Source organism: Ekhidna sp. (assembly GCF_040220215.1).
Classification (GTDB): Bacteria; Bacteroidota; Bacteroidia; order Cytophagales; family Cyclobacteriaceae; genus Ekhidna.
The window spans coordinates 562,205-586,188 of record NZ_JAVJTR010000016.1 but is presented as its reverse complement, the minus strand read 5'-3'; the positions used below and the strand labels follow the sequence as shown (position 1 = coordinate 586,188).

17 protein-coding genes are annotated in these 23,984 nt (G+C 39.5%); 12 read left to right on the top strand and 5 right to left on the bottom strand.

What is annotated here, in order from left to right; genetic code table 11:
* Positions 1-85: 85 nt before the first annotated feature.
* The 4 genes from RIC88_RS11310 (at position 86) to RIC88_RS11295 (ending at position 5,204) form a co-directional block, all read left to right on the top strand.
* Positions 86-2,530: an ABC transporter permease gene (locus RIC88_RS11310; RefSeq protein ID WP_350217641.1), complete on the top strand. Its 2,445-nt coding sequence runs from the start codon at positions 86-88 to the stop codon at positions 2,528-2,530.
* Positions 2,531-2,596: 66 nt separating this feature from the next.
* The gene (locus RIC88_RS11305) at positions 2,597-3,286 is read left to right on the top strand and encodes a DUF2461 domain-containing protein (RefSeq protein WP_350217640.1); all 690 of its coding nucleotides are present in this window, start codon (positions 2,597-2,599) and stop codon (positions 3,284-3,286) included.
* A 73-nt stretch (positions 3,287-3,359) separates the two neighbouring features.
* Positions 3,360-4,664 (top strand): aminotransferase class V-fold PLP-dependent enzyme, encoded by a 1,305-nt coding sequence (locus RIC88_RS11300; protein WP_350217639.1) that lies wholly within the window; start codon positions 3,360-3,362, stop codon positions 4,662-4,664.
* Positions 4,665-4,697: 33 nt separating this feature from the next.
* Positions 4,698-5,204: a uridine kinase family protein gene (locus RIC88_RS11295; RefSeq protein ID WP_350217638.1), complete on the top strand. Its 507-nt coding sequence runs from the start codon at positions 4,698-4,700 to the stop codon at positions 5,202-5,204.
* A 56-nt stretch (positions 5,205-5,260) separates the two neighbouring features.
* Here RIC88_RS11295 and RIC88_RS11290 read toward each other — a convergent pair whose 3' ends face one another.
* Positions 5,261-6,334 carry a hypothetical protein gene (locus tag RIC88_RS11290; protein ID WP_350217637.1) on the bottom strand — a complete coding sequence of 358 codons (1,074 nt, stop codon included), beginning with the start codon at positions 6,332-6,334 and terminating at the stop codon, positions 5,261-5,263.
* Positions 6,335-6,526: 192 nt separating this feature from the next.
* Between RIC88_RS11290 and RIC88_RS11285 the strand changes: the two genes are divergently transcribed.
* A complete protein-coding gene (locus RIC88_RS11285; RefSeq protein ID WP_350217636.1) occupies positions 6,527-7,546 on the top strand; it encodes a nucleoid-associated protein in 1,020 nt (339 codons plus the stop codon).
* A gap of 414 nt (positions 7,547-7,960) precedes the next feature.
* Entirely contained in the window at positions 7,961-10,231 is a 2,271-nt protein-coding gene (locus RIC88_RS11280) for a T9SS type A sorting domain-containing protein (protein ID WP_350217635.1), read from the top strand.
* Here RIC88_RS11280 and RIC88_RS11275 read toward each other — a convergent pair.
* Positions 10,228-10,995 (bottom strand): TerC family protein, encoded by a 768-nt coding sequence (locus RIC88_RS11275; RefSeq protein WP_350217634.1) that lies wholly within the window; start codon positions 10,993-10,995, stop codon positions 10,228-10,230. The genes RIC88_RS11280 and RIC88_RS11275 overlap by 4 nt on opposite strands.
* 78 nt (positions 10,996-11,073) lie before the next feature.
* On the bottom strand, positions 11,074-11,661 hold the full coding sequence (locus RIC88_RS11270) for a hypothetical protein (protein WP_350217633.1): 588 nt from the start codon (positions 11,659-11,661) through the stop codon (positions 11,074-11,076).
* 171 nt (positions 11,662-11,832) lie between these two features.
* Here RIC88_RS11270 and RIC88_RS11265 point away from each other — a divergent pair, with 171 nt between their 5' ends.
* The 3 genes from RIC88_RS11265 (at position 11,833) to RIC88_RS11255 (ending at position 15,174) form a co-directional block, all read left to right on the top strand.
* Positions 11,833-13,569, top strand: coding sequence for an ATP-binding protein (locus RIC88_RS11265; RefSeq protein ID WP_350217632.1), 1,737 nt, complete (start codon positions 11,833-11,835; stop codon positions 13,567-13,569).
* A gap of 5 nt (positions 13,570-13,574) precedes the next feature.
* Positions 13,575-13,994 carry a DUF3995 domain-containing protein gene (locus RIC88_RS11260; protein ID WP_350217631.1) on the top strand — a complete coding sequence of 140 codons (420 nt, stop codon included), beginning with the start codon at positions 13,575-13,577 and terminating at the stop codon, positions 13,992-13,994.
* 79 nt (positions 13,995-14,073) lie between these two features.
* Entirely contained in the window at positions 14,074-15,174 is a 1,101-nt protein-coding gene (locus RIC88_RS11255; RefSeq protein ID WP_350217630.1) for an MFS transporter, read from the top strand.
* A gap of 74 nt (positions 15,175-15,248) precedes the next feature.
* Here the strand turns inward: RIC88_RS11255 and RIC88_RS11250 are convergent, their stop codons facing one another.
* Both RIC88_RS11250 and RIC88_RS11245 read right to left on the bottom strand, forming a co-directional pair.
* Positions 15,249-17,360: a peptidoglycan DD-metalloendopeptidase family protein gene (locus tag RIC88_RS11250; protein WP_350217629.1), complete on the bottom strand. Its 2,112-nt coding sequence runs from the start codon at positions 17,358-17,360 to the stop codon at positions 15,249-15,251.
* A complete protein-coding gene (locus RIC88_RS11245) occupies positions 17,357-17,731 on the bottom strand; it encodes a BlaI/MecI/CopY family transcriptional regulator (protein ID WP_350217628.1) in 375 nt (124 codons plus the stop codon). The genes RIC88_RS11250 and RIC88_RS11245 overlap by 4 nt, the downstream gene beginning before the upstream one ends.
* A 142-nt stretch (positions 17,732-17,873) precedes the next feature.
* Between RIC88_RS11245 and RIC88_RS11240 the strand changes: the two genes are divergently transcribed.
* From RIC88_RS11240 to RIC88_RS11230, 3 genes are all read left to right on the top strand, one after another.
* Positions 17,874-18,515: a hypothetical protein gene (locus tag RIC88_RS11240; protein WP_350217627.1), complete on the top strand. Its 642-nt coding sequence runs from the start codon at positions 17,874-17,876 to the stop codon at positions 18,513-18,515.
* Between the two features lie 241 nt (positions 18,516-18,756).
* Positions 18,757-20,703: an IPT/TIG domain-containing protein gene (locus RIC88_RS11235; RefSeq protein ID WP_350217626.1), complete on the top strand. Its 1,947-nt coding sequence runs from the start codon at positions 18,757-18,759 to the stop codon at positions 20,701-20,703.
* The gene (locus RIC88_RS11230) at positions 20,703-23,639 is read left to right on the top strand and encodes an FG-GAP-like repeat-containing protein (protein WP_350217625.1); all 2,937 of its coding nucleotides are present in this window, start codon (positions 20,703-20,705) and stop codon (positions 23,637-23,639) included. The genes RIC88_RS11235 and RIC88_RS11230 overlap by 1 nt, the downstream gene beginning before the upstream one ends.
* Positions 23,640-23,984 lie beyond the last annotated feature (345 nt).

The window sequence follows — 23,984 nt, the reverse complement described above, 5'->3', positions numbered from 1 at the left end:
TAAGGTATCAAAGACAGCCGTTTATGTAAATCCCCGATCAGTCAAAGAAGCATTTCGTTAGGTTGACAGTATAAATCCTACCAACATGTTTAAAAGTTATCTGATCTCAGCCTTTAGAAACCTATTCAAACACAAATCCTTCAGTGTAATCAATATTTTAGGGTTAACCGGAGGCCTTACAGCCTGCCTTTTGATCTACACTTATGTGGCGGATGAGCTGAACTACGATAATTTTCATGCAAAGAAAGATAGAATCTATCGCGTGCGATATGACATAGCAGATTTCAATCTGGCCCGAATCCCGCCAATCATGGGAGAGCATATCGCCACCTACTTTCCGGAAGTAGAAAGTACTTCCAGACTGTTCTCACGAAGTGTGAGTGTTCAGGTGCCTAAGGATGATGGTTCCGTACAGCGATTTGAGGAAGGAAATGTAAACTTCGCCGATGCTACCATTCTCAGTATTTTTGATTTTGAACTTGTACAGGGCTCTTTAGAAGGTGCGTTGACTCAGCCTTTTACCGTAATCATCAATGATGAAATAGCCACCAAATACTTTGGTGATGAAAACCCGGTCGGGAAGTCCATCATCATGGAAGGAGAAAACACCTTCAAAGTGATTGCTGTCACCAAAGACTTTCCATCCAACTCGCATGTACATTTTGATATGATCCTCCCTTATGACAACATGTATGATCTGGAGCCTGTAGGGCTGGAGGAAAATGTGCGGCAAAACTTTAAGATGAACTGGATGGTCTCACACTCACCAACCTATGTCTTATTAAAAGAAGGAGCTAGCCCGAAAAGCGTAGATAGTGCTTTTCCTGAATTCATTGCAGAGAAGATTCCAGAAAACATGCAAAAAAATCAATCTTTTTCACTTCAGCCTTTGCATAATATTCATCTGAATGACGAGATTCAGGCACAAGCAGAAGCGTCAGGCAGTCGCTCCTTTTTGTTCATATTCATTGCTGTAGGGGCTTTGACATTGCTAATTGCCTGTATCAATTTCATCAACTTGTCTACTGCCCGGTCATTGCAGCGGGCCAAAGAAATTGGTATGCGCAAGGTATTGGGTGCATGGAAGTCCAATCTGATCACCCAGTTTTTGGGCGAGTCGTTTCTCACTGCAGCCATTGCAGCTTTTTTAGCATTGATTGCTACTTATGCCCTACTCCCCCAGCTCAATGAACTCACAGGGAAAGAGCTTGAAACTTCTGTTTTGTTTACATCACGCACTCTTATTGGTTTGATAGTACTATTTCTGCTGACCGGCTTCCTGGCTGGCATGTACCCTGCTTTTTATGTGACCAAAATCGCTCCAATCAGCAGCCTGAAAGGAGAGGTCAGCACAAACGCAAAAGGAGGGCTCGCATTTCGAAAAGGACTGATCATCGTTCAGTTTACGATCAGCATGATCCTTATTTCGTGCACACTCATTGTATTCGATCAGCTGGATATGATGCGGAATAGGCCACTTGGTTTTCAACGTGATCATATCATTACCATCCCTATCCAAAGCCAAAATTTTAACAATGTATTTGGCGGTGTGAATGAATCATTGCGTCAAAAAATGAATGCTTTCGAGGATGCCATTGCAGGCATTCCCGGTGTTTTAGCCAGCACGGTATCTGCCCAGGCTCCCGGGTTTGGCATGGTGAACCGGAATGTGATCCCTGAGGGATTCACCGCACAGGACAATATCATAGCACCGGTTTATGCTGTGGATTATGATTTCATTGATACATATGAAATTGCGATGGTTGCCGGACGAGATTTCTCTAAAGGTTTTGGAACAGATCATCTAAACGCTTTTCTCGTAAATGAATACGCACTTCAGGAATATAATTTTGGTACGCCGGAGGAAGCATTGGGTAAAGGGATTAACATCGAAGGAAAGGAAGGGAAGATAATTGGCGTGGTGCAAGATTTTAATTTTCTGGCCTTGACTGAACCCATGAGGCCGCTTATTATGGAAATATCAGTGGCACAGTTTGCTGTGTTCTCCATTAAAATTGAAAACCTCAACGTGCCTGAAACACTGGCTAAACTTGAAAGTGAGTGGAACACCTTCTTCCCTGATGAGACATTCAACTCTACGTTTTTGGATGAGTCACTGGATCAGGGATACAATCAACAGGAACAGCTTGGAACTACGGTTGGGTATTTCTCCTTTCTTGCCATCCTGATCTCCTGTCTGGGCTCGTATGGCCTAATCATGTTTATTGCTTCTCAAAAAATGAAAGAAGTTGGTATTCGAAAGGTTCTGGGCGCATCTGTTACGAATATTGTACTGCTACTTTCGAAGCGTTTTGCGCTACTTGCAGTAGTCTCCATGATCATTTCTATACCGGTTAGCATCTGGCTTGCAAACGATTGGCTCAGTGAATTTTCATACCGTATCGACATTTCTCCGATGAGCTTTATTATAGCTAGCCTTCTTACACTATTGATGGTAATCATTACGATCAGTTTTCAGGCGTTCAAAACAGCATTCTCTAATCCTGTTAATTCACTAAGATCAGAATAGACTTGATTTGGTAAAATCAAGGCGGGGAATTCAGTGTTACACTTAATCCTTCTCTACCTTTCCAAAATGCAAAAATCTCTTTCCTTCCTATCTGATCTGGCTGAAAACAACAACCGTGAATGGTTTCAAGACAATAAGCCAGCATACGAGGCTTCACATGAGGAGATGATCGAATTCGCAGATCGGCTGCTAAATGAGATGAACAAACACGATGTGATTGAAACGCCAACGGGCAAAAAGAGCTTGTTTAGAATCTATCGGGATGTCCGTTTCTCTAAGGATAAAATACCATACAAAACACACTGGGCAGGGAGGTTTAAACGAGCCGGAGCAGATAGACGCGGAGGGTACTTTTACAAAATAGGACTTGATGAAGCATTTGTCATGGGTGGGTTCTTTGGTCCCAATGCCCAGGATCTGCTACATTTCAGAAATCAAATCGCATCAGATGCAGACCCTTTGCGGGCAGTCATTGAATCAAAGACATTTAAAAACACTTTTGGTGAGCTGCAAGGTGACCAACTGAAAACTGCTCCTAAAGGATTTGAAAAGGATCATCCGGAGATTGATCTGCTCCGATATAAGCAATACATCATCCGACATGACTTTACCCGAAAGCAGGTGAATGATTCAAACTTTTCTAGAATTATGTCTGATGCTTTTAAAGAAATGCGTCCATTTTTAGACTGTATGACCGAGATAATCACCACAGATCTGAATGGTATTTCTTTAGTGCAGGTTAGGTATTCAAGCTGAAATTCTAAGGATCTCTGACTAGCAACTCATATCTATTTTTTGTATCTTGGTTGTTCACCAATCACCATAACATATGGATCGAAGAAGATTCTTAGCCCGCTCCGGAACAGCTTTCGGAACGGCACTATTCACTCCTGCCCTTATAGCATGTGCTGAAGAACAATCTCAGACACTTGATACTAACTCATGGCAAAGCATTCGCGAGCAATTCCTGCTCGATCACAGTCATATCCAAATGGCACAAATGCTGCTTGCCTCCCACCCGACACCTGTTAGAGGAGCCATTCAAAAGCATCGAGATGCTTTTGATCGAAATCCGGCCCTCTACTGGGAGGAAAACTGGCGGCCACAAGAAGACATTGTAAGCAAGGCAGCTGCCAAATACATGAATGTAGATCCCGGTGAAGTAGTCCTTACCGATAGTACCACCCAAAGTCTTGCCATGCTGTACAATGGTTTCAAACTCCAGCCTAGAGATGAAATCCTGACGACTACACACGACCATTATGCTACGGAAATGTCCTTGAAATATGCTTGTGACAAAAACGGTGCGAAAATCAATCGAATTGCAGAGTATGCTGATCCTGCAACTGCAACTGTGGATGAAATTACCTCCAATATTTCCAATGCCATCACAGACAAAACACGTATCGTGGCGGTTACATGGGTTCACTCATGTACAGGCATCAAACTCCCGATAAAAGCAATCTCTGAAGTCATAGCCCGTGCCAATTCTAACCGATCAACTGCTGATCGCATTTATTTCTGCGTGGATGGGGTTCACGGTTTTGGAAATCAGGATGAAGACATTTCAGCTCTTGGGTGTGATTTCTTTGCAGCAGGTACGCATAAATGGATATTCGGTCCTCGTGGTACAGGTATACTTTGGGGGAAAAAGGACGCATGGGATGCTGTGGCACCTACTATACCTGCATTTAGATGGAATCCATACGGCATGTGGCTGGGATTTCCGCCGGAGGGAGAAGTCACGTTTGGAGAGATGTGCTCTCCGGGTGGTTTTCATGCCTTTGACCATCGATGGGCACTGGATGCCGCCTTTGAGTTTCAAATGGAAATTGGCCGAAGTAAGGTACACCAACGTACTACCGAATTAAATACACGACTCAAGGATGGTATCAAAGAGATGAAGCACGTAAAACTGCTCACACCTTTGTCTCCGGAACTTTCAGCTGGAATCAATTGCTTTGAAATTGATGGACTAGATGCTGAAACTACCGTTAAGAAGTTTCATGAACGAGGTGTGATTGCAAGTTCTTCACCGTATAGAATCAGCTATCCACGATTGACTCCATGCATTATCAATACCGAGGAAGAGGTGGATAGGTCTTTAAAAGCATTAGAAAAGATTAAAGCGTAAAAACCTAAGCCAACACCATTTCAATTTTATGCAGTGCCCCACATTATAGGTATAGGAGGAGTTAGTAGGTCCGGAAAATCTATGCTGGCTAGAAAACTGAAAAAGAAACTGGAGCCCAGAAAGGTACTGATCATAGATATGGATGCGTATGTTATTCCTGAAAAGGACATCCCAAAAATTAATGGACTTAGTAACTGGGAAGTACCTGAATCATACGATTTTGAGAGAATCTTAGAAACGATAGAAAAAAACCCGGATTGTGATGCTATCATAATAGAGGGAATCCGTGCATTCGCAAGCATTGAATTGAACAACCTGTATGATTTGACTGTGATAATGAAAATCACAAAGTCCACATACCTGAATCGTAGAAAAGAAGAAACAAGATGGGGCAATGAACCGGACTGGTACCTTGAGTATGTGTGGGAAGCTCATCAAAAATATGGTGTAATCGCCGATGCGGATTTTGTTTTATCTGGTGAGAAAGAGATCACAGAAAATGAATTGAGTGATATTGTAGACAAAGCCCGTTTGCAATGATCAAAAAAAATCCCGACCTCTCAGTCGGGATTTCAATTAAAATAACCTTAAACCAATTATTGAATAAAATCTATCGTTAAGTTCTTTACATCATTAGGGACAAATGGGTTCATACCAGTCAAATCGACAAATGCCGCATCAAAACTAGCTGGCTTGTTGTCAATACCAGAAGTAATAAACCCATCGTTATTAAAATAAGCAGGTGAATGTGCTTCTGCCAGTATTGCATCAATAATGGTCTGATCTAAGTTTGCCACAGCATTAATTTCTGCCTCCAAAACTGCAAAGACTGAATAATCAACCAATACATCATCGGTAGTAGTTGAGGATGGTGGTAGTGCCAGTTTAGCAACTCCTAAATCAGTTGACTCATCACCCCGAGCAACAAATGCATAATTTCTTCCACCGGTAAAATCTTCATCTATTATGACAATATTTGGATGATTGGAGTTACCCATTACATCTACAACGTCTCCCTTTTTACCTACAAACATTTTCAAGTTATCAATGTCACCATTGTCGACAGTCTCTAGTCCAGCGATAGATACAGTCATAGTTGCATCATAATTGGCGTCATCCTCACTGTAATCAATTCTTATAAAAGCGTCAATGGCATCTGTGTTCTCTGTCCGATCAATATTGTAAGGTTTCAGTATGCCCACACCTTGTACAGGGTTGGTATTCCAAAGAAGTTGCAAGGCCATTTCGTCATTCTCAGTATCAACCATCGTCATTTCATAGTCATATGCCGTTCCTCCACGAGTGACCCTTTCCGTTATATCAATTCGCTTTTCACGGCCATCGTCATCGCTTTCAAAAGTGTAGCTGCGGACATTTTGCACTTCAAGCGCGACACCAACTAACAGAGTTAACTCTATGATTTCCGCTGATCCCTCACCAATTTTGATAAAGCCTCTCAGACTTTCATAGATTTCATTTCCCTCTATCACTCCATCACCATCTCCGGAAACACGACCGTTTAGTCCACCGGCATTGGCGCTAATCGACTGTGGTATATCTACCGAGAAATTTGTTGGGATATCAATTTTACTTGGTACTTCGTCATCATTGGAGCAAGCCACAAGAAATGCGAAGCTTAGTAATAAGGCAATTAATTTTATTGATTTCATAATCGTAATTTTAGTAGTAGTACAGGAGGGATAGGATTTACCCTACCAAAAAATTTGTTTTTGTAAGTTACCAGTTTCTGATACGGTAAAATCGATGTTAGTCCAGTTACATCATCCTTTTATCTAAAAAATTGAGAAATTAGGTAATGCTTCAATTCGAATTAATTTCGTGGCAGATAAATCAAACCGATTATGATCGAGTACAAAGGTGCAAGTGTAAAAGAGCTTTTCTTTCAAAAAATTGAGGAAGAGGCTAATAACCATCACCTCATCCAACATGAGTTTTCTCCAAGTGAAGAGGAGATGTTAAAAAATATCTTTTTAAAACCTTTTGCATCTGCTACCAATACCTATCAGTTTTCTCATAATGTTGATCTCGAGCTTAATGTGCTATACAAGCTCACAAACGAAATCAACAGAAATGAGAAGATTGGAAACACCCATGAGGGGATAATCTCACATTTAAGAACAAGCTCACGTCATCCGAACATTAAAGAAGGCGAGCTTTTCATCATCCGGTTTAATGATATTTTTCTTGAAGACAAAACAATCGATGGCCTGGGCATTTTTAAAGTAGAGAAAAAAGACCCGTTCATTGAAACACCTGATTGGACTAAGGAACCAACCTTGCTTTTCAAAGAAGGAATCGGCGAAAAAAAACTTGATAAAGCCTGTTTGATCCTTTTTGATGAAGATCCTTTCACAATCCTCGCTTATGACAACAACAATAGCGAAGCTGTGTATTGGAAAAACGATTTCATTCAGCTTGACTTCAAGAAGGATCATGTGAACAACACCAACCATTTTCTGGAGATGACGAAAACTTATATCACGAATCAAATGCCGGAAGAATTTGAAGTTTCCAAAACGGATCAAATTGACCTACTTAATAAGTCTATCAAATACTTCAAAGAAGCTGAAAATTTTGATAAAGGAGAGTTTGAACTATCAGTTTTTGGCCAGGAAGAGGAAGCTGTAAAATCCTTTCGTTTTTTTGATAAACAGTATCAAGAGGATATGGACCTGGAGCTGGAGGACAACTTTAAGATTGCAGTTCAGTCTGTAAAAAAGCAGGCCCGGATTTTTAAGAGCGTGTTAAAACTGGATAAAAACTTTCACGTCTACATTCATGGTAATCGTGAGCTAATTGAGCGTGGGCAGGATTCGGACGGGCGAAAGTACTACAAGATTTATTATGAGAATGAATCCTAAAGTTTTTGGAGTTATTTTATTAATAAACTCCTATAAAGCTGTGGTCACCAAATTAGAATACCTAAGCTAAATGAACTTGAGTAATGTACGTAGGGAGGTGTGTCTCTTCAACTGCTGTTAAAATTCCATTAGCCTTCCTTGATCTAGCTAATCGACTGCAGCTGTTACTGAGTAATCGATACTACGGATATAAATATTATACAACTATTACGAGAACGAGCATTAACACCTACTAATCAACAAAATCAATGCCTAAATGCTTGTACGCCTATTGCTGATCGAAAATTCTCCAGATGACAATCGTATGAATACTTGATTTAGATCAACTCTAGCTATATTTATTAGTTGGAAATAGGGTAACACCGCCATTCATTTTTAAAAACATTCGCAATGGTTAATGCTGAAAAATCATTGATGAATAAAGTCATAGCAGGATCAATACTTTTTTTAGTATCAGGCTCGTGCCTTTTTTGTCAAACCACTTATTATAGCCGAAATGGGGCTACTGCTCCTCGAAATTGGGACGAGGCAGACTCCTGGACGCTTAATTCAGATGGATCAGGCGCTGCTGCTGCAATCCCCGGACCAACTGATAATGTTGTAATCCTTAGTGGCCATAACATCATTGTAAATGCTACTACCGATAATGGAGGCCCTGCTACTTCTGCAAATGACCTGGGCCTGGCCAATGTTGGTACATTTAACGGCTCAGGAACACCAAATTTCTATCATACCGGAAATATCTATGTAAGAAGTGGAGGTACTTTCACCAGTTCACGTGCCATGCTAAGCGGTAATGTTACAATCTACGGTACCCTTAGCACAACGTCAGACATAATTATACTCGGGAAACTGACCATAACTGCAAATGCAACAACTTCGATTGGAGATGATTTGATTTTATCCGGATTTAGTGAGACTTTAATCTACAATACATCCACCTCCTCTGATGACTTATACATGGATCATACAGACGCTTTGCTCTGCGGAGATAATGCGCTGAATCTAGGAGACCAGATTCAATACCTGAATGGAGCCTCATCAGATCAAATTTGTAGCGATCTAACTGTAGATGAAAACGGCACACCAACCTCCGGCACTGGGCCAAACACCATTGGGACAGAACAAAACCTACTGAATAAAGGAGCTACCTGGAGGTATCTGGACGATGGATCCAATCAGGGTACAGCTTGGCAAGCAAGTGGTTTTGATGATTCCGGGTGGGCAGCCGGCGCTGCAGAGCTTGGCTATGGAGATGGTGATGAAGCGACAACCGTTGGCTTTGGGGGAGATGCAAACAACAAGTATACTACCACGTACTTCAGAACATCCTTTTATGTAGAGGATAGAGCTAATTTCACTAAAATTTTAGCCAATATTAAATACGATGATGGATTTGTCATGTATATAAATGGCAATGAAGTATTAAGGGATAATATGCCCACAGGAACCATCACATCTACCACATTTTCGTCGGGTACAGTCGCAGAAGAGGATCTTTATCAGGAGTATACACTTTCTGTATTTGATGTAACCAATGGAACAAACTATATAGCAGTAGAAATACATCAGGCTAACCTAACCAGTAGTGATATTAGCTTTGATATGGAACTGGTTGGCAGCTTTTCTGATCAGCTAATAGGAAAAGGTGAAACCTGGAATTATCTGGACGATGGCTCAGACCAGGGAACTGCCTGGACAGGCACCTCATTTGATGACTCTGGCTGGTCTAGCGGTGCTGCAGAGCTTGGATATGGCGATGGAAATGAAACCACAACGGTCGGATTTGGGGGTGATGCAAACAACAAATATCCAACTACCTATTTTAGGAAATCATTTGAAAATACTGACGCCTCAGTCTATGCATTGAAAGTTGGCTTAAGAAGAGACGATGGTGCGATTGTTTACTTAAATGGAAATGAAATTGTTCGTGACAACATGCCAACTGGCGCAGTTACATATCTAGACTATGCATCAGGAGCAGAAGGTGGAATCGATGAAGACACCTATTTTGTTTTTGAAGTCGATCCTGCGGATTTAATTGTAGGCACAAACTACATCGCAGTAGAAATACATCAAGCCAATGCCACCAGTTCAGATATAAGCTTTGATCTATATTTAGAGGCCGTACAGGCCGGAGCGTTGCTTCCTGTTTCCCTCATTGAGTTTTCCGGTCGTGAAAACAAAAATAGAATTGATTTATTCTGGAGTACCGCCACTGAGATCAATAACGAGCACTTCATTGTGGAAAGATCGTCTGATGGAACAAACTTTGATGAATTAGAGCGCGTCAAGGGAGCAGGTAATTCTGATGTTATCATTAACTACAAATACTCAGATTTGCATCCGCCAGTTGGAGCTAATTACTACAGACTGACTCAATACGATTTTGATGGTCAATTTGAGGTGCTAGGAACTATCCGGGTAGAAGTAGTCAAACGATTGTCTGGTTTAGTTGTCACCTACCCTAACCCGACCGGTTCATCACTCCAAATTCAACATGAAAGTGGAATTTTACCAAATCAGATTATAGTGTATGACATGGCTGGCATAAAGTACCAAGTACCTGTTAGGCATTCAAATAAAAAAAGCGTGCTTGATCTTTCAAACCTAAAAAGTGGCGCTTATTCAATTCAGATACATTTCAATAACCAAATCATTCATAAGACTGTCTATAGGAACTAATGGTTTTTTGACGGGGTTCTATTCGCTATTAGTTTCTTCTGATAGCGACCCTGCACAATGTCTATCACAACCAAAATGAAAATGATAAAGTAAAAAGTGGTTTTACTCATCGGCGTGATGTGATTACCAAAGAGTTGAAGATGCGCCAAGTGCCCACCTTCAGACAACAGCATCACCCCTACTAAAAAGAGTATGAATAAGCCAAGAACTTCATACAATCTGTTTTTGGCCAGAAACTTAGAAACACCATCCGCTAGCCAGATCATCATACCGCCACTGATAATAATAGCAGCTGCCATAACCCAAAACACCTCACTCAACGCCATGGCACTTAGAATCGAATCGAAAGAAAAGATCAGGTTCATCAGGACAATCATCATGATTGTTTTAAATGTACTTTGACTTCTCTGCTCCTGCCCTTCATGCTCTTCCAGATAAACCAGATGAAAGATTTCTTTAACTGCTGTGTAAAGAATAAATGCACCTCCAAAAAACACAATCAAACTATGGACACTGATAGCTCCGGAAAGGAGTTCTGAGTCAAGTTCAAGGAATGGTTCCCGGAAATATTGGATCACATTTACCAACACATAAAGTAGAATGATTCTTAGAGCTATGGCGATCCCGATTCCAACAGAGCGAACCATTTTTTGCTTATGTGCAGGTGCCCGTTTCGATTCCAGCGAAATATAAAGCAGGTTGTCAAATCCAAGAACAGCCTGCAAGATGATGAGCATTAGAAGGGTGAAGATATTTTCTACCATTTCAATTTCGTTTTGCCGTAAGAAACAAAACTGAACTAACAGATGCAATCCTTATTTACAATATGGCATTAACTAAAGCTAATCGTTTGCACTAACCATTTTGAATGGCTTTACCTTATCAGGATGGATGTGATGAATGTGCTTATTGATAGCTAAGATTCGCTTATCGATTTTATTGAGAAACTTATTGACTTCTGTTTCCAACATCATCACTTGTCCATCATAAGAATACATTCCCATTTCTTTCTTCAGGTCTTGCTTATCTCTTTCCAGTTGATTTCTGGTTGTGCAACTTTCTCTCAAAAAGGCAATAAAACCCTTCAAATCATAGTCCCCTTCAAACTTCTCAATATCCTTCATGGTCTTTTTGTACTCATGAGAGCTAATATCTATTTCTACTGTCGGGTCTTTCAGCAAATCAAGCACCATCGAATCGTAATGATGGAGTAGCTCTAAAACCTCAATGGTATAAGTTCTGTATTCACTATTGGTGCAGAAAGCCGACAAGCCATAATAGTGCGATATGTCCTCAGACATTTTCAGCCAATGATTGGTCAGAAAATCGTACTCTTCTTCTACGTCTACTGCAACATACGCTTGACCAAATCCTTTTCCAGAAAAAAAAGCGAAGGTGAGTACAATGAGGTATGGAACAATCTTTTTCATAAAATCGGCTATTCAAATATCAAAAGTAGATTTTGATCCGCTGGCTCGTACTCGCAAGAAGTGAGTAAATAATTTTAATAGGAATCACCCAGTAATTAATCAGTAAAAATTCGGAGTATAGAATATTACACCTAAATCATTAACTTCACTATTTCAGCGATAGCCAGTTATTTGAAATCATCTATAAACAATATTCTGCCAAATACCGATAAGTCCAAAAAGATTGAACTCCGACTTTTTGAGATTACGCTGGCGCTTACCATTTTGGTATTCCTCTTTTGGTCGATCTATGGTTTTTTTGTTGGGTACGAATACTTTGTACAGACGGTGTATACTAGTGGAATTTTTATCTACACGGCACTTTATGTTCTTCAGAAGAAACAAATAGGGTTCCGAAAAATATCACTCATCTATTATTATCTCGCCCTTTTCTTAATCGGCATATCTTGGCTGCCTTCGGGCGGCATCAAAGCTGCTATACCTACATTCCTGGCACTTGTTTATCTCTCGGGCCTGCTGGTATTGCCATTAAGGGATTACCTTATATTCATCATCATAACCTTTGGAATGGTGCTCGGCTTAGTTGTATTTGAAATCAAATATCCTCACCTGGCTGCCCCATATCAGAGCAATGAATTACTCATGCAGGATCTGGCCATTTCTACACTCACATCATTGATGATTATGGGAATTTGCCTGTATGTATTTAAGCGCACTTACATCGATGACAGACGTGAGCTAAGGAAAAGAAACAAAGAGCTGGAAGCCGAAAAGCAAAATGCAGAGTCAACAGATCAGGCTAAAACTACTTTTCTGGCGACCATATCTCACGAAATGAGAACTCCGCTCAATGGCATTGTAGGGATGACAGAATTGCTATCAAAAACAGATGTGACTCAGGAACAAAGGGAACTCATAGAAAGTCTTGGCTACAGCAGTAATATTCTTCATGGCTTGATTAGCAACGTACTGGATATAACCATTATAGAGGCAGGTAAGCTGGAACTCAGTATGAGTTCTTTCTCAACAAAAGTTGAATTAAATGCCATCTGGAGGGTATTTGAGAAACGGGTGAGTGGAAATCCAAACATTACTATAAAGTTAGATTTAGATCCAAATCTACCGGAGTATCTCACCGGTGACATTGCCCGCATACGGCAGGTATTGGTAAACTTGCTGAATAATGCCATAAAATTCACCTGGAAGGGGAGTATAATCTTAAGCGTTAAGGTCGTTGCTCAAACTGGAGATGTTTGTTCGGTTAAGTTTAGCATAAAAGATACAGGGGCTGGGATTCCGGAAGATAAACAAGCTCACTTATTTGAAACATTCTATAAAGCTTCTGATGATGCCGCATATGAAGGATCCGGTTTGGGGCTTTCAATTGTAGAGAAGTTAGTCAGGCTTATGGGTGGAGAAATCCAGTTTGAATCCGTACCAAAACAGGGCTCCAACTTCTATTTCACCTTGCCATTGGGAGTAGCCAGCAAAGACGACCTTGAGAATTATGATAAAATTGTGGTACCCGGACTGGAAGAGTTGGATGTACTCCTGGTCGAGGATGTGGAGATTAATCGTCTGGTAGCAACTAAAATGCTGAAAAGCCTGAATATTACTAAGGTAGATACTGCTATTAATGGGAATGAGGGGGTTTCAAAAGCTTCTGAAAAATTTTATGACATCATTTTCATGGACCTGCAAATGCCGGGAATTTCGGGGTTTGAAGCATCAAAGCAAATAATAGACTTCTATGCCGACAAGCAGCAAAAACCCATCATCATTGCACTGACGGCAAACGCCATGAAAAGCAGTATGGAAGAATGTTTAAAGGTTGGCATGAGTGATTATGTGTTGAAACCGATCAAGACCGAGACATTGAAGCAGGTATTCATGAAATACTTCAATTAAAAATCATGTATCTCCTAACTCTGTCAATCGTTTCCATCTTTCTTCTACTTTCATTACTTCATTTTAGCTGGGCGATGGGAGGATCATGGGGTTTTGAAGCATCAATTCCTAAAACCACGGATGGTGAGTGGGTAATGAAACCAAAGAAGACAGATAGTGCAATTGTGGGTTTGGGACTGCTATTGTTCGCTATATTCTATCTGATTCGTGCTGATCATATACCATTCGAATTACCACCTTGGGCGGTAAACATAGCAGAATGGCTGATTCCTTCTATATTTCTGTTTCGGGCGATTGGTGACTTTAAATATGTTGGATTTTTCAAAAAAGTGAAGACCACTGAGTTTGCTCGCAACGACTCCAACTTTTTCTCTCCGCTTTGTATTGTAATTGCCCTGATTGGTTTCATTATAGGAATTATCTAACTTATTAGCGCATTACCGTTGAAATCCGGTTAATCACCATTTCCCGTAAATACCAACATCTATAACCAAAGAGCAATTTATGTCTATCGAAAAAGCACCGTCTCTCAAGTGGAGAGAAGTTTACAGTCTTGCCGCACTTAATGCAGCAGTAGTTATTAGTTGGATTGCCTATCATGAATACCAGCCGATTTTGATGAAAAACCTCGGCATTACACATCTGATAGATTTCCTCATCATCGCCAAAGCTATTATTCTCATTGTCATTCCACCATTGGCAGGCTGGCTTGCCGACCGAATACTGAAGAAAAATGGTAAATACATGATCATTTTCACGGTTGGGATAGGTGCTACTGCCATGATTTTCATGGTTGTCGCAACCCTGATAGGGACATCCCACATTATGGATGTGAGTGGAATTATACCATTTATGATTGTGGTTTGGCTGATAAGTATGAACCTATTTATTAGCCCCGCTAACTCAATGATTGAGGCGTTTGCCCCAGCAAAGCAATTACCGATTGTGGTAGGTGTACTTTTTCTTGTCACAGAGTTGCTTTATGCGCTTGAACCTGTTGTGGTAGCATTAGTGACTTTTTTCGGTGATACCCTAACATTCGTTGTAGGTGGAATCCTTATTTCCGTCACCGGATTCATTTTTCATAGAGTATCGCGTGATGAAGTGATGCAGCGAAAAACAGAGTTGATGGCTAATGATCGGGTGAAGAACCAAACACCTATCTCTTATTTAGCCATTATTGTAGTTGGCCTTTTCCTGGGAATAGGAAAGGCTTTTCTCGTGGAGTTTTTACCAGAACATTTCGCTACCAGGTTTCCAGGATTTACAGCATATGAGGGATACATCTCCTTTGCTATATTGGGCATGTGTGCCATTTCCGGTTTCCTGATAAGTAAAAAAGTATCAAAATCAGACTTAAAGAAGGTGATTATTAGTAGCTTTTTAGTTTTAGCAGTTGGTGTGGTTGCTATGATCTTTTCATATAATCCTTACTTGACCATTTTAGCAGCATTAATCATTGGAGCGGGGTTTACCATGGTCAATATAAGCGGACTGCCTTTTGTCATTCGGAATTTGTCCGTTAGGCATGTGACATATGGCGTAGGGATTTACATCGGGGCTTCAGAAGTTATTACCGGATTGTTCGAGTATATGCTGAGGTAAAAGAAAAAATCCCGATAGAATAATCCTATCGGGATTTAATGTATATGTTGTTTTTAGTGATTTACATTCTTTTCCTATTCAAAAAACGCATTATATAGCACAATACCCTCCAAGCTTCCAACACGTTTTAACTTCACCATGTCATCTTTCAAAACGATGTTCCAATTAGCCGCATTAAAAGAATCACCATCGTATCCTTCTAAAAATCCATAGACCTTTGCCAGCCTTTCCTGTTCATTCTTTAGCTTTTCTTTGTCCTTATCCTTCGTTTTTTCTTTCAACTTCGTTTTCTCTTTCTTCTTATCCTTGGTTGTAATTTCGATTACCCCATCACTACCCTTTTCTCCATATTTTGAAGTAGCACTCTCCCCTTTCAACACTTCGATCCGTTCTATCTTATTTGGATCCATTTCTTCAACATTATCTCTGATCTCACCATCAACAACATAAAGGGGTGGATTTTTTCCTGACAAACTTGTGCTACCGGGACCATCAATGGTAATTCGAGTTTCTCCTCTTGCTTGTCTTCTATCTTCAAACTTCAGCTTTTCTTCCCGAATTTTTTCTTCTACTTGCCGTCTTTCTTCAGCTTCCTTTTGTTGCTGATAAGCTTGCTTCTGTTCTTCGCTGGCTAAATTTTGTGCTTCCTGTGCTTGAATCTGATTGATTCTTGCTTGCTCCGCTTCTTGCTTTGCAATCATCATTTCCTTTTCAGCCTGCTGCCTTTCGGCATGTCTCATAGCCTTTTGACGCTCCGCTTCCATCAACTCACCCTGCTCTGTTTTAACCTTAAAGTTGTAATCGCCGATGTAATAGATCGGGTTTACATATTCGTCATCCTTTTGAATCTCATAGTGCAGGTGAGGTGCAGTACTCGCTCCAGAGTTGCCTGAAAGGCCAATCTGATCGCCTTTTTTCACCGATTCTCCTTCCTTCACGTCAATGGATGAAAGATGAGAATAGGCTGAAGTGAAAGTGTCATTGTGCTTAATTATCACACGCTGACCATGCTTCCCGTCTTCTTTCGCCAACTCAACCTTTCCATCCGCTGTAGCTAACACAGGATTTCCGATAGGAGTCGCCAGGTCCATTCCTTTGTGCAATTTTTCTTCCTTATCAATGGGGTCATACCTGGTACCAAATCCGGAAGTCATCCTGACATTTTCCGTATCCTTTAAGGGCAAAATGGAAGGAGTAGTATTGTCCTGAGTTGTTGCTTTGGGTTCCGGCAGGGTGAATCCCGGAAATTTAAACCCAGGTTGCGGAGATAAAATATCCGCCAATTCCGTTCCTACCTTTTCGATCGGCTCAATCGCTTCCCTGGTTGAGAACGCAAAAATGACCGAGAGTACTACCGGCAAAGTGAGTGCGTATACCCACCCTGCATATTTATTTTTTTGTTTGTTCATCATAACAATTCGTTTTTTAATGATTGAAAAATTGAAATGACTCACCAAACCTGAATAAGAAGCCACCTGAAGCTGCGAAAATAAAATTTCCTGATATCCGACTGGATCCTTGAACCGCCGGATCACTGCTGCATCAGCCTGGAATTCATGGATTTCAATGAGTGCGTTTCGATACCAATAAATGAAGGGGTTGAACCAAAACAGCGAAACAAGAAAATCCATTAGCAGACGGTCATACGAATGCCACTGCTTTACGTGCACACACTCATGCGCCAGAATCTGATCAAAAGAGGATGTCCCGAAGATCTGCTCCGGAATAAATACATTTGAAAAGAAGCTGAATGGACGAGGTTGTGAAATCTTAAAAAGCTTAAACCATTGTTTTTTTACATATTCCGAATGCTTTTTGAGTTTTTGAAGAATGAATAAGTACGCCACCGACCGACTGATCAGATAGCAAACGATCACACCATACAGCCAGGGAAGTACAGACCAATAATTGAAAGTGGATTCTGAGGTATTTATAATAGGTGTCAGCTCATATTCCATGGCTGACTCCTGTACCCATGTAATCACATAATCAGTATTCAGTGGCTCTATGGCCTGCTGATATGGCGTCTCGATAAAAGGAATACCAAAGCTTAAAATCAGAACTGAAAGAAGGTAAAACCGATTCCAGCTATGCCTCAGCGATTGTTTTAATACCAGCTTATAAAAGCCATAAAACAATGCCTGGATCAAAAATACTTTGCCTATATAAACCAGTACTTCACTCATGATCCTCGTTGCTTTATCTGGTCATCAATTAGTTTTCTGATTTCCTGAAGCTCCTCCACCGACAAATCTTTCTGACTGGCAAAGAAGGAAGCAAACTGCTTGGCAGAATTATCAAAAAAGCTACTCATCAGGCCATTCATGGACTGACGGGTGTACTTTTCCTTCGAGATCAAAGGGAAATATTCCCTCGACTTCCCATGCGTTTCAAATCCGATGAATCCCTTTTTCACCAATACATTCACTACCGTAGAAATGGTGGTGTATGCAGGTGCCGGATCCGGATACTGCTCCACAATGTCCTTAAGGTAGGCTTTTTCCAGCCCCCACAGGATCTGCATGAGTTGTTCTTCTGCTTTGGTCAATTCCTTCATAGAGCAATACTATAACTATAATTATAATTATACAACTATTTTTATAGTTATTAATTTTTCAATCTTAAAGCCGGTATATTAGAAAGGTAGATAACGCGCACAGTGCGCGTTACATTATTGTTAGCAATAATTTAAGCATTTCATGAAGCAGCTTTTCATTACTATCTTTTTACTATCACTCTCTAGCAATCTAGCCTTTGGACAAACAAATTATGACTCCCCTTACGAAGATGGTTTATATAAGACCAAGGAAGACTTAATAAGCAAAAAACCATCAAGTCAAGTGGAAATATACCCTGTAATAAATGGCAAAGAATATGATGAATCATTAGATGAAGTAAATGAGTGCTTCTTCTATTACCGTGATTCTGAAAAGAAAATCAAAAACACTTTTGCCATTTCCTATGACGGAAATTTATTCTTTCAGAAAGTACAAATTGTGATGCCAAAGAACAGAAACAAAAAGGATAAAGACCAGTCTATGTATACATATAATGCTTTTGTAAAGGTCATTGAAGGTGGCGACAATTATTTGTATACTGAATTGGAACTCCATAGCGGATGGGGAGCTGCCGTTGCAGCAAACACAAGTGTTAAATCTGCGGGAAATGAAACACTTAAAGGTGTTGTTTGGGACTTTAAAAATGAAGAGTTTAACATTTTCAGAAACTGCAAAGATTTGAATGAATTCATGGAATTAATATTTCCAGATGGCAAACAAAACTGTGACTCAAAGGCGTATGATATAGAAATGATTAGAAAGAATATTTCGGTAATAAAGTAAAATTGCTAACAGTTGCTAGCACGAATGCGCCTGAGTGCTATCCACTCGTTTCATATGATCTTCACCGCGCCGCTACCCATTCTGAAAGCATCTTCTCTCCTAGCAACTGTCTTGCTTCTAGATTTTGTCTTTCTAAATGCAGCATTTCATAGAAGCCGTTGTAGGTGTTGGGCAGCTGCGCTATCTTAGTGTTTTTCTGCTAAGCTCGGGGCGCACTCCTGCTAGCTTAGCGTTATCGACAATGACACTAAAAAAAATAATTTCTCTATACATTTTAATAGGAGTTGTTTCTTGCAACGATGATAATGAATCAGTGCTAGAACCAAATCCACCAACCATTACGACTGGATCAGCCATCGAAGTTGAGAATGGTATCGTTATCCTTTCAGCTTCTTTTGAATCAAATGGAAATGAAATAGAAAAAGTTGGTTTTGAATATGGCACATCAAATGCATTCGAAGAAGACGTAGTTATTGCTGATATTAACATTGAATCCAATGATGAGAGTTTTGAACATGAAATTTCCTCAGACCTTAAACGAACCACCTACTTCTACCGCGCCTTTCTAGAGTCAGACACAGTTGTATATGGTTCTACTAAAAGTTTCACTTTTAGTGGTTATACTCCTTCTATGAATATGCTTTCTCCAAACAGTGGACAAATTTCGGATTCCATAAAAATTATTGGACAACACTTTTTAGATCCTGAAATTGTGACTAGTGTCTATTTTTCTGGAGTGGAAGCATCAATCGTTTCGATCGATGATTCTAACATTGAAGTTATTGTTCCCAGCAATCTAGAAGTAATCTCAAACACGGTATGGGTGATGGTTGGAAACAAGGCAAGCGAAGAAAATGATTTTACCTTAAACACCCCTTCAATATCAGCTATATCTCCAGATGAAGGATTTGATGGTTCAATTATCACACTTTCAGGCAGTAATTTCAGCTGGGATGAAGAATTGAATAAGATATCAATTCAAGGAATTGAAGCCGAAGTGACGCACTCCACTGATTCAGAAATACAATTCATTATTCCAGATATGGAGTTTTTTGGAACCTCAATTATCACCTTATCCATAGGTCCTCAGGAAACACAAACAACACAAGAGCTAGTTATTCATGGCCCTATAATCAATCAAATATCTACCCAAGAAGGCTACCCAGGAGATACTGTTTTAATTAATGGGGAGTACTTCACTCAAAATGGCGAATTGACAGAAATATACTTTGGCGAGTATAAAGCAGTACTATTTGATTATGATTCGGTATCAATTGGTACCACCATTCCTGTTTCGAGAGATTTCATAAATAATGATACTGATTTAGCAATTACTGTAGTAAATGGTCTCAAGAGAGCAACATCATCAAACTCATTAAGAATATTGAAATCATGGGAATTGAAATCATCTCACAATTTTGATTGGAGCTGGCTTTACAAAGGATTCTCTTTCCAAAATAAGGGATATATTGTCGAGGTTAATGCCGATCGACTTTACAGTTACGATCCATCAATTGACCAATGGAGCTTCGTTACATATCCCATTAATCAAAATGATGACAGAAATCTTTTCATCCCTACAGAATCCTCAGTTCTCAAAATGGGAGGACAGCTTGGTTCTGTTCCAATAAGAGAATTCTGGGAATACCATTTTGCTGATGACCGATGGGTTCAAAAAGACGATCTCCCTTTTGAGTTTAACGTAGCTCACTATTTCCAGCTAGAAGATCTTTATTACATCATCACAAATACTGGACAAGTTTGGTCATACGATCACCGTACGGGGGACTTTAGCAGTAGAAACAATATTCCAACTACATTTGAAGATTTTGCTTTTCCATTCATTCACAACGATGTAGTGTATTTAATAACAAAAGGGACCAATTGGCAATATGACGCTACTACAGACACCTGGTCAGAAATCTCACGCAATGATTTCAGCCAATATACATACACACTTCTCACACTAGGCTTTTACTACGATGGAAATGCTTATGTTTTAGCGGATGGCGATGAACTATTTCGATATGATTTTGATCAAAATAAGTGGAATCTTATTTCCTATTATCCATGTGATGGAGGAGGAAGTTACAAATCAATATTTGTTTTAGATAATGGAATCTATTTCGCAAGCACAGCAGCTGGAGTAGTTTCATGCTCTCCTTTGCTTTATAAATTTTCTCAATAATGAAATACATTTTCTTCTTCTCGATAATTATTTTCTCATACTCTGCTACCTCTCAGACCTTCTCGGAATTTGATGCTGGATTTGAAGAACTTGCTGGCCAAGTAGATTGGCTTGATATTGACTCAGATGGAGATCTTGATTTAATAATATCAGGTTTATCAAAAGATGATTCCGGTGTGTCCTTTGATGCTTCAATCTTGTACATAAATAATGGAGATGGAAGCTTCGGTGAGGATAATTCAATATTTGAAAACAAAATTAATATCCTTGACATAAGCGATTTTAACGGTGATGGAGATGTAGACCTTCTCATTTCCGAAGGAGGATCTTCAAGTGGATCAACATCTATTTATGTTAACAATTACCTCGAAAATGGATCATTCGATTTATTAGCTCAAATAAATGATTTTCGTGGAGTTGGTTTCTTCTCCGATTTTGACAATGACGGAGACATAGATGTAGTCTTTTCTGGACAAAAATTGGTTCAAGGAAGAAATGGAGGCTGGTTCTTTAAAACTGCACTATACATTAATGAAAATGGTGGATTTACTGAGCAGGAGTTTGATGATAATCCATATGGGTACTTCACCCAAGATATAGAGCCTATTGATATAGACAATGATGGGAAATTAGAGATTGTACTAACAGGATCTTACGAAGAAATAGTTGAAGGAAGAACTACAAATTCTGAAACTCGCCTTTATAAAGACAATGGCTCTTTCCTTGAGAAATCTATTCTTGATACGATTGGATTGAGTGCTGGTAACATTAGAGTTTTTGACACAGATAATGACAGTTATCCAGAAATTCTAATGTCTGGAACTTATCGTTTTCAAACATCTCCAACTTCTTCCAGGGGAGAATCCCTAACAAGATTATTTCATAATCAGAGTGGAGCCTCCTTCGAAATCGCAGAGACTAGTATTTCTCCGACGTATTTTGGTCATTTAAGTGATGGAGACTTCAATAATGACGGTTTCTCAGATGTCGCACAAATTGGAAATACGATTCAGGATAATGCGCTAATAAATTTTGGTAAAATTTATTCAAATAGTAGTGGAAGTTTTTCAGAAATCACAAGTGATAACTTACCAGATATAGCATACGGATCCATAAAATGGGGCGACTATGATAATGATTCAGATTTAGATTTAGCTATATCGGGGGCATATGAAGGTACTTTCGATACTAGAACATCCATAATATTCATTAATGACGGTTTAAGCTCAAACTCATCGCCAACCACTTCTACCAATTTGATTACTGAGTTAGTGGACGATCGTTTTGAATTTAGCTGGGATCAGAGTACTGATAATGAAACCAACAGTGAAACACTCACCTATAATTGGTACCTCAGAATGGAGACTGACACTGCAATATCATCAAACAGCTTTGCATCTGGCAAAAGGAAAATAGTAGAAAATGGTAATCTTGGATATGGAACTGTACATTTCCTTAGCAGATTCATGGAACCTGGTGATTATTACTGGAGTATTCAAGCCATAGATAATGGTTTTCAAGGCTCATCTTTTTCAGAAGAAAGTTATTTTCATGTCAATTTCCCACCTGTTATTGATTCAATTGCTAAATCTCCCAAGCTAGAAGAAACTCCTTTTGAAATAATATTTGATGACATTTCGGTTACTGATCCAGACAGTTCCTTCCCTGATGATTTTAGCATAATTATTCAAGGAGGAGCTAATTATAATTTTTCGGGTAATATCATTGCGCCATTGAAAGACTTTTTTGGGGATCTAACTATTCCTGTAATTGTCAAAGACCAGCTAGATGAAAGCAATATCTATGAATTAACTGTCACCGTCGAAAATGTTAATGATATTCCTGAGATTACTGAACAGATAATCGAACTAACTACAGAAGAAGATACTCCCATTAATATTTCATTAGATGCCATTTCAGTCACAAATCTAGATGTTCCCTATCCAAGCGGCTTTTCTCTTGAAATCTTAGAGGGAGAAAATTATTCATTTGATAATAACCTATTAACTCCCGGTGTAGATTTCAATGGTACACTTGAAGTTCCTATACGGGTCAACGATGGGGAGGATGAAAGTCCAATATTTAACCTCGAAATTGTTGTGACACCTGTAAATGACATACCTGAAATAATTAGTCAAGTTGTTTTATCTACCCTTGAAGAACAAACCATCACACTTTCATTATCTGATATCTCGATCATTAATATAGATGGAGTTTATCCTGATGATTTTTCAATGAAACTCAATGAAGGTGATAATTACACATTCAACAAACTTGATATAACTCCAGATGTAGACTTCAATGGAGTACTAGAGATTTCAATTACAGTAAACGATGGACAAGATGAGAGTAATCAGTTCATGCTAGAAGTAGAGGTTATGCCAGTTAATGATATTCCTACTATAACAGGAACAGCATCAGAACTTACTACTCCAGAAGGCACGCCGCTTACACTTACTATAAATGATTTAATCATTGAAGATCCGGACAATGTTTTTCCTGACGATTTTGTCCTGACTGTATTTGATGGTCAAAACTATTTAGTATCTGATAATGAGATTACTCCCGTAACTGATTTTGTTGGAGTACTATCTGTACTAATATCCGTTTCTGATGGAGAAGATGAAAGTGATCAGACTGCCATTGAGTTAGAAGTTACTAAAATTCTGAGTACAATGGATGGGGTTAGTGAACAGACTTTTTCGATCTTCCCAAATCCCTTTGCTAACCAATTGTATATTGAGTCTAGCGGAAGATACAATCACTTTATCATTGAGGTGACTAATCTAAGTGGGCAAAAAATAATGATCTTAGAGTCCACAAAAATCGCAAGCTATATCGACCTCAGTTCTATTCAAGATGGAATATATCTACTTAAGATATCCGACCAAGGAGAAATGATTTTAACCCAAAAAGTAATAAAACAAAGTCGCTAACACTAAAATGAATATGCGACTTAGTCAAATGCAAACGGCAGATTATGCTGCTGCTAGCAGTTGGAACGCATACTCATTTTAGCTAGTTATTACCTTCAACTTCTATGGTTCTTTAACGTTAGGCAGGGGAACTGGAATATTTGCCTTATGGTGGGTTGCCAGAGCGAGGTTTGCTATTGACCTTTCAACACTTGAGGGATACGGTTTTCTTTGGATTTTTATTGCTATTCCATTTGCCCTAATTGGACTGACAACAAGTTCTGTTGTCATATCAGCTAATCAAGGAAGATACAGAAGAAAAGCATTCATACCTCTTGTCATTTTACTACTTAATCTTGCTGCTGT

Excerpts from the sequence above, each read along its gene's own strand:
- RIC88_RS11310 (WP_350217641.1), top strand. The coding sequence starts at position 86 with ATGTTTAAAAGTTATCTGATCTCAGCCTTTAGAAACCTATTCAAACAC.
- RIC88_RS11305 (WP_350217640.1), top strand. The coding sequence starts at position 2,597 with ATGCAAAAATCTCTTTCCTTCCTATCTGATCTGGCTGAAAACAACAAC.
- RIC88_RS11300 (WP_350217639.1), top strand. The coding sequence starts at position 3,360 with ATGGATCGAAGAAGATTCTTAGCCCGCTCCGGAACAGCTTTCGGAACG.
- RIC88_RS11290 (WP_350217637.1), bottom strand. The coding sequence starts at position 6,334 with ATGAAATCAATAAAATTAATTGCCTTATTACTAAGCTTCGCATTTCTT.
- RIC88_RS11285 (WP_350217636.1), top strand. The coding sequence starts at position 6,527 with ATGATCGAGTACAAAGGTGCAAGTGTAAAAGAGCTTTTCTTTCAAAAA.
- RIC88_RS11280 (WP_350217635.1), top strand. The coding sequence starts at position 7,961 with ATGAATAAAGTCATAGCAGGATCAATACTTTTTTTAGTATCAGGCTCG.
- RIC88_RS11275 (WP_350217634.1), bottom strand. The coding sequence starts at position 10,995 with ATGGTAGAAAATATCTTCACCCTTCTAATGCTCATCATCTTGCAGGCT.
- RIC88_RS11270 (WP_350217633.1), bottom strand. The coding sequence starts at position 11,661 with ATGAAAAAGATTGTTCCATACCTCATTGTACTCACCTTCGCTTTTTTT.
- RIC88_RS11260 (WP_350217631.1), top strand. The coding sequence starts at position 13,575 with ATGTATCTCCTAACTCTGTCAATCGTTTCCATCTTTCTTCTACTTTCA.
- RIC88_RS11255 (WP_350217630.1), top strand. The coding sequence starts at position 14,074 with ATGTCTATCGAAAAAGCACCGTCTCTCAAGTGGAGAGAAGTTTACAGT.
- RIC88_RS11250 (WP_350217629.1), bottom strand. The coding sequence starts at position 17,360 with ATGAGTGAAGTACTGGTTTATATAGGCAAAGTATTTTTGATCCAGGCA.
- RIC88_RS11245 (WP_350217628.1), bottom strand. The coding sequence starts at position 17,731 with ATGAAGGAATTGACCAAAGCAGAAGAACAACTCATGCAGATCCTGTGG.
- RIC88_RS11240 (WP_350217627.1), top strand. The coding sequence starts at position 17,874 with ATGAAGCAGCTTTTCATTACTATCTTTTTACTATCACTCTCTAGCAAT.
- RIC88_RS11235 (WP_350217626.1), top strand. The coding sequence starts at position 18,757 with ATGACACTAAAAAAAATAATTTCTCTATACATTTTAATAGGAGTTGTT.
- RIC88_RS11230 (WP_350217625.1), top strand. The coding sequence starts at position 20,703 with ATGAAATACATTTTCTTCTTCTCGATAATTATTTTCTCATACTCTGCT.